This is a genomic window from Thermococcus sp. (genome assembly GCF_026988555.1).
GTDB lineage: Archaea > Methanobacteriota_B > Thermococci > Thermococcales > Thermococcaceae > Thermococcus.
This window is the reverse complement of the sequence record NZ_JALSLB010000045.1, coordinates 1-9,392: the sequence shown is the minus strand read 5'-3', so window position 1 is coordinate 9,392 and position 9,392 is coordinate 1. Positions and strand designations below refer to the sequence as shown.

Annotated in this window: 12 protein-coding genes and 1 tRNA gene; 3 read left to right on the top strand and 10 right to left on the bottom strand. The window is 48.8% G+C overall.

The features are described 5' to 3' along the window. Positions 1-20: 20 nt before the first annotated feature. Positions 21-96 (bottom strand) — tRNA-Gln (locus MVK60_RS06900). 178 nt (positions 97-274) lie between these two features. Between MVK60_RS06900 and MVK60_RS06895 the strand changes: the two genes are divergently transcribed. Next, positions 275-1,048, top strand: coding sequence for an SDR family NAD(P)-dependent oxidoreductase (locus tag MVK60_RS06895; RefSeq protein ID WP_297437828.1), 774 nt, complete (start codon positions 275-277; stop codon positions 1,046-1,048). A gap of 80 nt (positions 1,049-1,128) precedes the next feature. Here MVK60_RS06895 and tpiA read toward each other — a convergent pair whose 3' ends face one another. Together tpiA and coaD are read right to left on the bottom strand one after the other, a co-directional pair. Further along, positions 1,129-1,809: a triose-phosphate isomerase gene (gene tpiA, locus MVK60_RS06890; protein ID WP_297437826.1), complete on the bottom strand. Its 681-nt coding sequence runs from the start codon at positions 1,807-1,809 to the stop codon at positions 1,129-1,131. Then, a complete protein-coding gene (gene coaD, locus MVK60_RS06885) occupies positions 1,796-2,341 on the bottom strand; it encodes a phosphopantetheine adenylyltransferase (RefSeq protein ID WP_297437824.1) in 546 nt (181 codons plus the stop codon). The genes tpiA and coaD overlap by 14 nt, the downstream gene beginning before the upstream one ends. A gap of 70 nt (positions 2,342-2,411) precedes the next feature. Here coaD and MVK60_RS06880 point away from each other — a divergent pair, with 70 nt between their 5' ends. Beyond that, on the top strand, positions 2,412-3,572 hold the full coding sequence (locus MVK60_RS06880; RefSeq protein WP_297437822.1) for a hypothetical protein: 1,161 nt from the start codon (positions 2,412-2,414) through the stop codon (positions 3,570-3,572). Then, positions 3,573-4,889: an acetate--CoA ligase family protein gene (locus MVK60_RS06875; RefSeq protein ID WP_297437820.1), complete on the top strand. Its 1,317-nt coding sequence runs from the start codon at positions 3,573-3,575 to the stop codon at positions 4,887-4,889. 132 nt (positions 4,890-5,021) lie between these two features. On the opposite strand, the gene MVK60_RS06870 is transcribed toward MVK60_RS06875, so the two are convergent. From MVK60_RS06870 to MVK60_RS06840, 7 genes are all read right to left on the bottom strand, one after another. Then, positions 5,022-5,519: a hypothetical protein gene (locus MVK60_RS06870; protein WP_297437818.1), complete on the bottom strand. Its 498-nt coding sequence runs from the start codon at positions 5,517-5,519 to the stop codon at positions 5,022-5,024. Between the two features lie 33 nt (positions 5,520-5,552). Beyond that, positions 5,553-6,047 carry a hypothetical protein gene (locus tag MVK60_RS06865; protein WP_297437816.1) on the bottom strand — a complete coding sequence of 165 codons (495 nt, stop codon included), beginning with the start codon at positions 6,045-6,047 and terminating at the stop codon, positions 5,553-5,555. Further along, positions 6,044-6,760 (bottom strand): hypothetical protein, encoded by a 717-nt coding sequence (locus MVK60_RS06860; RefSeq protein WP_297437814.1) that lies wholly within the window; start codon positions 6,758-6,760, stop codon positions 6,044-6,046. Before MVK60_RS06860 ends, MVK60_RS06865 begins: the two co-directional genes overlap by 4 nt. Before the next feature lie 3 nt (positions 6,761-6,763). Further along, a complete protein-coding gene (locus MVK60_RS06855; protein ID WP_297437812.1) occupies positions 6,764-7,552 on the bottom strand; it encodes a hypothetical protein in 789 nt (262 codons plus the stop codon). A gap of 107 nt (positions 7,553-7,659) precedes the next feature. Continuing rightward, positions 7,660-8,328 carry a hypothetical protein gene (locus tag MVK60_RS06850; RefSeq protein WP_297437810.1) on the bottom strand — a complete coding sequence of 223 codons (669 nt, stop codon included), beginning with the start codon at positions 8,326-8,328 and terminating at the stop codon, positions 7,660-7,662. A gap of 5 nt (positions 8,329-8,333) precedes the next feature. After that, positions 8,334-8,996: a hypothetical protein gene (locus tag MVK60_RS06845; protein WP_297437808.1), complete on the bottom strand. Its 663-nt coding sequence runs from the start codon at positions 8,994-8,996 to the stop codon at positions 8,334-8,336. A 73-nt stretch (positions 8,997-9,069) separates the two neighbouring features. Further along, positions 9,070-9,392, bottom strand: a 323-nt coding sequence (locus tag MVK60_RS06840; RefSeq protein WP_297437806.1) for a hypothetical protein, incomplete at its 5' end; no start/stop codon positions are given.

Below are 9,392 nucleotides of genomic sequence, written 5' to 3'. Positions count from 1 at the left end.
AGAGAGATTGCGGGAATATCTGGTAGCCCCGCCGGGATTCGAACCCGGGTCGCGGGATCCAAAGTCCCGCATGATTGTCCGCTACACCACGGGGCTGCCCGATATGAAGAGTCCTTCCCAGCTTATAAATATTGAGTTCCTGCCCCTCGCTTTTGGGCACGCGCCTTTTGGGTAACACCCCCGCCGGTTATGACTATGGAAGAGTGGTAATTGGAAAAATTTAAAACCACTGAATTGTAATCTGATCTTTGGTATTCATCGGGAGGTATGAACAATGGGAAGGGTTGAAGGGAAAGTTGCAATCGTTACCGGCGCCACCTCCGGTATTGGGAGGGCGATAGCAAAGCTTTTGGCCAGGGAAGGTGCAAAGGTGGCAGTTACCGGACGGAATGAGGAGTGTGGTAGACAAGTCGTTGGGGAGATCATCTCCGAAGGTGGTACAGCAAAGTTCTGGAAGCTCGACGTGAGCAGAGAGGAGGAGGTTAAGAGAGTCTTTGCGGAAATCGTGGAGGAGTTCGGGAGGGTCGATATCCTCGTGAACAACGCGGGGGTGACCGGCGTTGACAAGCCCACCCACGAGCTTACCGAGGAGGAGTGGGATCAGGTTATGGACGTCAACGTTAAGGGGGTATTCTTCTGCACGAAACACGCCGTGCCTTATATGAAACGGAGTGGTGGCGGGAGCATCGTCAATATCTCCTCGATCTACGGTATAGTTGGCTCGCCTGGGATTCCTCCATATCATGCCTCCAAGGGCGCTATAAGGCTCATGACAAAGACGGACGCCCTGATCTACGCTAAGGACAGCATACGGGTGAACTCCGTACACCCCGGTAGCATTTGGACCCCAATGCTGATGAAGGCCTGCAGGAAGATGGGTGTCTCAAACGAGGAAGAATGCAAGAAGGTCTTTGCCCGGATGAACCCTGTTGGATGGGTTGGCGAACCCATAGATGTGGCTTACGCGGTTCTCTACCTGGCCTCTGACGAATCGAGGTTCGTGACCGGGACGGAGCTGGTGGTTGACGGCGGCTACACTGCCATGTGATGTTTTCTCCTCGTCTTTTTACTTTTTATATCTTACTTCTAAAAATCTTAAAGAATCAGGGGAATTTTAGGGTCAGAGGGTCAGATTACCAACGACACCAGATCCCTTATCGCCTTCTCCGGGTCCTTGGCCTTGGTTACACCGCTCGCGAGGAGCACTCCAACGCTTCCGAGTTCAAGGGCCTTCTTGACGTCCTCTCCGGTGGAAATCCCAGCGCCGGTAAGGACCTTAACCTCGGGGTTGACCCTCTTAACCAGCTCGACGGTGTCGGTTATAACTTCTGGCTTGGCTTTGCTGACGGGGATGCCCGTCCCTATGAGCTCTGGTGGCTCTACTGCAACATAGTCCGGTCCTAAAGCGGCAACGGCAGCACTGACAGCCGGGTTGTTGGAGCATACCATCGTCATCAGTCCGACTTCCTCCGCCCTCCTAATGCTGGCCTCGAGATCGGCGAGGACCATTCTGTTCTCGGAGTGGTTAAGGAGCGTTCCCACAGCCCCGGCCTCTTTAACCGCCTCAGGAAGGACGTGTCCGGTGTGGCTGCCCGGCATTATCGGGTCGATGTGCTGGGCGAAGACCGGAATCTCGACCTCCTGGGCTATTTTATAAAGGTCGACCAGCTGTGGTGCAACGACGATTGTTATCCCTGTCTCTTTGTAGACCTTCTCGGCGGCCTTGGCTATCCTCAAGGCCCCATCGCCCGTGGCCTGGGCGTAGGTCTTGAAGTTAATCGCTATAATCGGCTCCTTAAACTTCCCCATCGATATCACCGGGGGTGTTATTATCTGAGGGCTTAAACGTCTTTCGGAGAGTTTCATTTCCACTGGAGACCGGCCTGCCGAAGGGGTCTATGAGGCCGGCCCTTATGAGGGAGGAGCTTATCTTTGGTCCTATAGCGCTTTTGATTATATCTATCGTGACTATCTCAAGTGGCTTAAGGCCGTTTTCCTCCCTGGCCCTGTTCACGACCAGCGCCCCTTTGTACGTCTCTTCGCTGACCACTATGGCCTCGAGACCTTTCATCCTGCCGGCAAAACCTATTGACGTGTTTATCTTGATTATGCGGTAGTCTGAGTAGCCGTTGACCTCGAAGAACTTTATTAAATCCCTGAGACGGAGCCCGTAGGGAAGGATTTTCTCGGCGTGTGGTTTTCCCCTTATCATCTCGTCTGAAGTTAGGCCGACATAAACGTACTCCCCGACTTCAAACGCTTTCCTGAGCAGGGCTTTGTGGCCGAGGTGGAGCCTGTCGAATGTACCTCCCACGACGACCTTCCGGTATTTTTTTCTCATGCTCTTTCCTTAGCCGGAGGAACCAATAAGCTTTTTTATTATCCTGGGCACTCTTTCCGGAGGTGAGGGGATGAGGAGGTATGCGGTGTTTGTATTCATCCTTCTTCTGATGAGTTTTACTCCTGTTGTTCGACCGGTCTCAGCAGCGGAAAACATTCCTCAGAACGTGTTCAACATCGAGATGATGATCCAGGTGGACGCCTCTGGGATGGCGCATTTTACAATATACGCCGTTCTTAAAGATCCCTATTACCGGGCTTACTTCAGCAGGCTCTCCGCGAACAACACGACCCGGGCCGAGAGCGAGTTTGCGGATTTCGTTCGCCAGCTCGTGTACACCAATCTCAAGGACGACTTCAACAATAAGCTCGCCGGTCAGGGGTTGAACAGCACCATCTACATTCCAGCCGGCGGCCCCGTGAGGGTTCTGAAGAACTGGTCGGCGGTCGTCTCATTTGAGATGACGAATTTTCTGGTTGGGGACAACCGTACCCTCCGCTGTCCGGTCTATGGTCCGCTCGATTTCCTGTTCAAGGGGCACGTGTTCGCCTATCACTGGAACAGGCTCACGTTGATTCTTCCGAAGGAGTACAACATTGAGAACCTTGCCCCTGTCCCAAGCCAGCTCACGGATCACGTGGCCGTCTGGAACGGCGGCGACTTTCTCCCCCTAATCCAGCTTACGAGTGGTGAGGTTTCCGTCATGAAGTTCCTGAACGAGACGAACAAGAGCATTGCCCTCGCCTACAACCCGGCTCAGGGATACCTGCAGTTCACGGCTACGTTTACCGGTGCCAACGCCAGCGATACCGTCAGGACCATTTTACTTGAGGCTTTCAAGGGCACAATGCACCCGGTGAGCATGGAGGGCAGGATAGAGAACGACCGACTCGTCATCGTGGGGGTCGTTCACCCCCAGGTGAAGTACAGCGAAAGCTTAACTGAGAAGCGCTGGGAGGTTTTGGTTAAGCTGCCGGGTTCCTTCAATGAAATAGAGGTGCGAGGCGGGCAGTACAAGCTCATCTCTCCGACGATGGTGCTCATACGTGTTACGGAGCGCAGGACAACCCTTTATATCTATATGGGCCTGGGGCTGGTCGTGGCCTTGGGAGCGGGGTTTTTCATGCTGAGGCGTCGCGGTAAGAAGGGTGGGGGCACGGAACCTTCGACCGAGGGATCGGATGAGGATGTTAATCCCGTACCCCCCGAGGAGGATGAAGGGGGTGAGTGAATGGACTTCTTCTTTCATCCCTCCAGCGTTGCGGTATTTGGCTCCTTCAAGAAGGGCGCCATAGCATACGAGATTCTCCGGAACATCGTGGAGGGTGGATTTGGAGGGAAGATAATCCCGGTGAATCCGAAGGGTGGAACCGTTGAGGTAGGGGGAAGAACCCTCCAAATCCGTGAGGCGCTTGATGAGGCCGTTGACACGGCCATAATCGCGATTCCGGCAAAGTTCGTACTGTCTCTCATAGACGAAATCGGCCCCCTTACCAGGGGCGCGGTCGTTATCTCTGCCGGCTTCTCCGAGGTTGGGAATGCTGATCTCGAGCGCGAACTGGTGGAAAAGGCGAGAGAGCACGGCGTTAGAATCATTGGACCGAACTGCGCCGGCATCTTCGGCGTCCTCGGGAATTTCTTCGGCTCCTTCGAGGTTCGCGTTAAACCCGGCGGGCTGGCGTTAATCAGTCAGAGTGGTGCCTTCGGCGGCGCGGCATTGGCCATGGGCAACGACGAGGGGATTGGCTTCTCGGCCTTCGTTTCCTATGGAAACGCCTCCGATTTAAACGAGAGCGACTTCCTTGAGTACTTCGCCGACGATGAAAACACGAAGGTCATCGCCCTCTACATCGAGGGAGTTAAGGACGGCAGGCGGTTTTTGGAGGCCCTTCGCTATGCAGCGGCCAGAAAGCCCGTCATAATACTCAAGGCGGGTAAGAGCGCGAGCGGAGCCAAAGCTGCCGCGAGCCACACCGGCTCGCTCGCTGGAAGCTATGAGATTTACAGGGCGGCATTCAGGCAGGCCGGGGCGATAGAGGTTGAGGAGATGGAGGAGCTCTTTGATGCGGCTAAGGTCTTTGAGATGCACACCAGAGCCGGGAAGAGGGTCGCAGTGATCACAAACTCCGGCGGCCCAGGTGTTCTAGCAACGGACAAACTCGAAAGGCTGGGCCTTGAGATTGCAAAGCTGAGCGATGAGACTGTCGATGAGCTTCGCTCCTTCCTTCCACCCCAGTGCTCCCTGAGGAACCCGATAGACCTGATAGCCGATGCGGACTACGAAAGGTACAAGAAAACGATTGAAGTCGTCTGCCGGGACGAAAACGTGGATTCACTCCTCGTCATCTGCGTCCCGCCCATCTTCCTGCCCGGCGAGGAGATAGCCAGAGCCATCATCGAGGCCGAATGCAATAAGCCGGTCATCGTCAACTTCATGGCCGGGGAGCTGGTCGGGGATGGGGTTGAGTTGCTTGAGGAGCGTGGGATCAAGAACTTCTCGACCCCAGAGAGGGCAGCAAGGGCACTCCACTGGCTAGCAGGCCGTTGATCCGATACTGTATTGCGTGATTATCGGCTCGTGAGCCTTTCCACCGGTCAACATATATGTATTCAACTTTAATATCTACTGTCCCTTACTGGGTTACGTTATGTCCTAACTCAAGCATGTTCCCTTGGGATGTTACAAGGTATGATGACCATTGGTACTGACTGTGAACTGGGACAGAACGTCATGGAACTCAAGCTTAAATTCTCCGACCCCTTTAGTAGATACGATATGCAGCGTTATCGTCTTAGTTGGCTCGATTGTTGAATCCTTTGTATATTCTGTTTTGAGTATGCGTGCCTCAGTATCAATGCGGGTAATCTCCCACTCAATATCGGTAGGATTTGTGAAGTGCACCTCACAGGACATGTCAAGTACTGGGTTTCCCCTCTCAGCGGACAGCGCCAAGTCACTACAGTTCATGAATGAGGCCAAGACACTTGAAGGTTTCACTTCTACCTTTACCTTACTCCACTCTTCCTCTCCTGCATCGTTGGGTTTTCCATCGTAATTGTCGATGAAAAGTTTGAAAGTGTGGTCTGTGACTCCGGCAAGATTATACGCGAGTGTTAGTATTGAGTTACCATTGGCATTAGCCGGAATCCTGGTTTCAATGATCCTTATCATCGTCATCACTTTTTACTTACTTTCTCGTCCCCTCTATTTCTAGACCTCCCGAGTTCTGTTGGGATGAAGATAAATAACATATGTAACAATTAGGATAACTGCTTGTATTCCGAAAATTATATGGTACCACATCACGATAAACAATGCCGGAGCTAGTACTATCAGTAGTACCTTTATTGGGTCCTCTCGCAGTTTAAGATCCTCCGTTAATTCCTTTAGGAAGATAAGCACACTATCAATCTTGAAGAGTGGCAGGAATAGCCATGCCAACCACAGAATTGCTGCAAGGCCTCCCAAGAACTCCATTCCCGCCATCACTGCCGCCATTGACAACCATAACGGGGCAAAGACCTTTAGTTCAAATCCAAAACGCTCATCCTCCAACCAGGGGAGCATTATAACCAGCGCCGTTAAATACAGGTTCAGCTGGAGCAAAGGGTAGGCGGTCTTAGAGTAACAGTCACCAGTGTAAACTAAATAAACCAGAGAAAGCAGGCCGATAACAGTAGAGATGTATCTGAGCAGTCCTTTCATGTTTCGTTCCCTCGGACGTCCTTTGTTCTTAGTGGGTTCATCACTACAAGTGTTAAGAGAACTGCCCATGAAACGGAACCGACAATTGGTAGTAACAGACCCATCAACAGATCAACTGTAGCCGGAACTAATTGGATGTACAGGAATATATAAACCCATGGTGTGAGTTTGATGATTTTCTTCTTGGTCGCTTCATTTTGTGAGTTAGCTAGTTTGTAAAGGACTATAAATATTATTGTTTCACAGATAATGAGAAAAATCCTAGACACAGATACCTCTGAGATTGTGAGCAGTTTGTAATTAATACCCACAAGGCCTACAATGGCTATCATTACAAGAATCAAAGGGGTAATTTTACTTATATTGAAAATCCTTTCCAAGAGCAAAGTCCAGCGTACGTTCTTTAAATCCAAATACAAGAGAAACCAGAATGTCGGCAAACCGACAAAAATAAGTATCCTAACGGGAAGCAACGTCTTTATGCTTGCAGCCACCAAGAAACCTGACCAATAAAAGAAAAACCCGGGAAACTTGGGATCATTCCCGGCGTATGCTAAGAAAAACAGGGTTAGAATTACCGGCATTGTTAACAATCCCAGAACTTTGCCTGAAGGAGCACCTTCATGATGCAAGAGAGTTACAATTCCCAACTGTGAAAGGGTGAATAAAAAGATGGATGTGTATATCCTCTTTGGGAACGCCCGTTCCGACATCCATCATCCCCTCCACCATGTTATAGCGTGCTCTTTCATCCAATTAGCAAGCCAGTTAATACTTATTTGCTCAATAAACGGGTTTATCTTCTCTCTGACTCCTGGTGGGAGCTTATTGAGGGCATCTTGAATAAGCTTAATGTTGGCTATGGGTGTGGATGTTGCCCTAAGTTCATACGTTAAGAATGCATCGGTAGCAATGTCTGCAACTACTGCTACGTGGTCTACTTCCACGTAGACAGTGCCCTGGAGAGTAAAGCGCCGAATCCCTAGTTTATCAAAAGGCACGTCATGAATTATTCTCACTGGAATCATCGCTCCATAAATCCCCTCTACCCGAATATCATTCCATGCGTCTTCCCAATAGGGGAATATGTCTCCAATAATAAAGATATCGGGTTTTGATATTTTGAAATGTGTGGTAGAAGTTATGGTGGCGTAACCTCCGGCGGGTATTGTTTTGGGATCAATGTAGCTGATTACTGGTGAAGAGCTTCCTGCTGGCAATTGCAAATATTTATTTAATGTTGAAACGTTAATATCCGAAACGATGCTTCCTGTCACTTTTAAGTCGTAACTGTATCCATTGTAAATTGTTAATTGGCAGGTTAGAGTTGCTTTATAATACCCCATTTTATATTTGAAATATATTGAATTACAGTCCGATGCTACCTGTTTAAGGTGATCACTGATTTTTACCTCCACTTTCACCTCGCTCCACTCCTCTTCTCCTGCCCCGTTGGGTTTTCCATCAACATTGTCGAGGAATAACCGGTAAGTGTGGTTTCCCACACCCTAAACATTTAGGCTAAATGGGTCATTTACAGGGGAGTGCTGGAAGTTCGCTCTACTGTCATATACTAACTTAACCTTAACTATGATCTTTCACCTCCCGACAACTACTTTAATCTAAATATTATCAAAAATAAAATCAAATCCAAAGTAAGGAACCGCCACCCCTTCCAACTAGTAAAAAGTACAATTATTAGAGCGTGATATACTACAGGGGAAAGGAACCCAACAATTGATAATCTCATTGTCTTTCTCTCTATTGTCATAGCGTCTTCATCGAAGAGTTCTTTAAGAAGCCCGTAGAGAACTCCTCCTACCCCAACAGCAAAGGAAAGCCAAGCCCAGCCTCCAAACCTCAACGTCAGTCCGAGCATGGACAACAGTGCTACCGTCATGTTGATGAACACTGTATATTTCCTGTATGATGAACAAGCAACCGTAAACAGGCCGGCATACAAAAGCAGATATCCTATGAGAATTATTCCCGTCCCATTAAAGCCTCCAGCCAATGGAGTAAGGGCCAATATGGGAGCCAAGCTTATGTAGCTGGAGAGTATTCTGAGCTTTAATATTTCATTTGGAGAAGATCGCTTAAAAAGGAGAGCCCCTAAAAGTGAGGGCACGAGCAATGCAAAAAGTATAAGATAACCTTTGATGTCCCAGTAAATCTGCTCTTGATAGTTATCTGCTGATATAAAAAACAATGTCGACGTTATGAATACATATGTCAAAACATAAAAGAGCAGGGAAAAAGTATAATAGTCACGCCTTCCCATTTATCTCACCCCCCTGTTACGTCGTTTCCGTCGGACCCATTGTCAAGTGTAACTCCAGTCTTGTGCTTGTAGTGGAGGTATGCTTTTTCAATCAAATACTTGAGCCAGTTTAAAGATCCAGAATCCACCAAAGCCTGCCCTGCAACGCCACTTGCTCCTCCTCCGATGGCACCGGCAACAACTCCTCCACCTCCAAAGAAAGCAATTGTTGCTCCGATTGTTGCTCCCGATATTGTTGCGGTTCCATAATTGTATATTGTCTGAACAATGGAATTTGCTTCGGTTATCTCCACTATATCACTTGCTGGTGGTAGGTTTGTGAAGTATACTTTAACCAAATATGGAGAGTACTCTGGGAGCTTGTAGTTAAAAAATGGATCCCCAAACAATAGGGTTGCTATCCCATTTACGGTGAAAGTCAGTGACACGTTGTTGACTTCATGAGGTGGCATTGTTATTGAGACCTGATCAATTGATGCGGCTACTGTATTTGTACCATTCCAGATTACATTGTTTCCAAACAGGACCTTTGTTATTCTTGTGGAAAAGGCCTTGTTTCCAGTATTCCAAACTTGTATTTTACATTGTGTCGCTCTTTCGTCGTTTTGAGGCACACTCTGAGGACAATCTAATGTTGCATATGCTGAAGTTGTCGGTTTCACTTCCACTTTCACTTCACTCCAGTGTTCTTCTCCTGCACCGTTTGGTTTCCCAAAGGGGATCTAAGGCTGCATTTGCCTTTCATTTCCCTTCCCTCTTTGACCGTTTTGCACAAGTTACCATATACATTATCGCCAATGTCGTGGTGATATCAACTGGAATAACAACCTGCCAGAAGAATTCATTAGAAGAACGTAAATTCAATGCAAAGAGGGGAAGCGAAATCAGCGTGAAAATTGAGTAAAACTGCCTAACGCTTCCGCGTTTTCCCTTCAAAAAGTCGTACACAAGATCAAGACCAAGTCTCCAGTAGATGCCCCTGTGAACCCTGTCTGCAATATTATCCAAGGCCATCCATACTAGATAGACAATTAACACTCCCATCAAATCACCGATAACTGTTA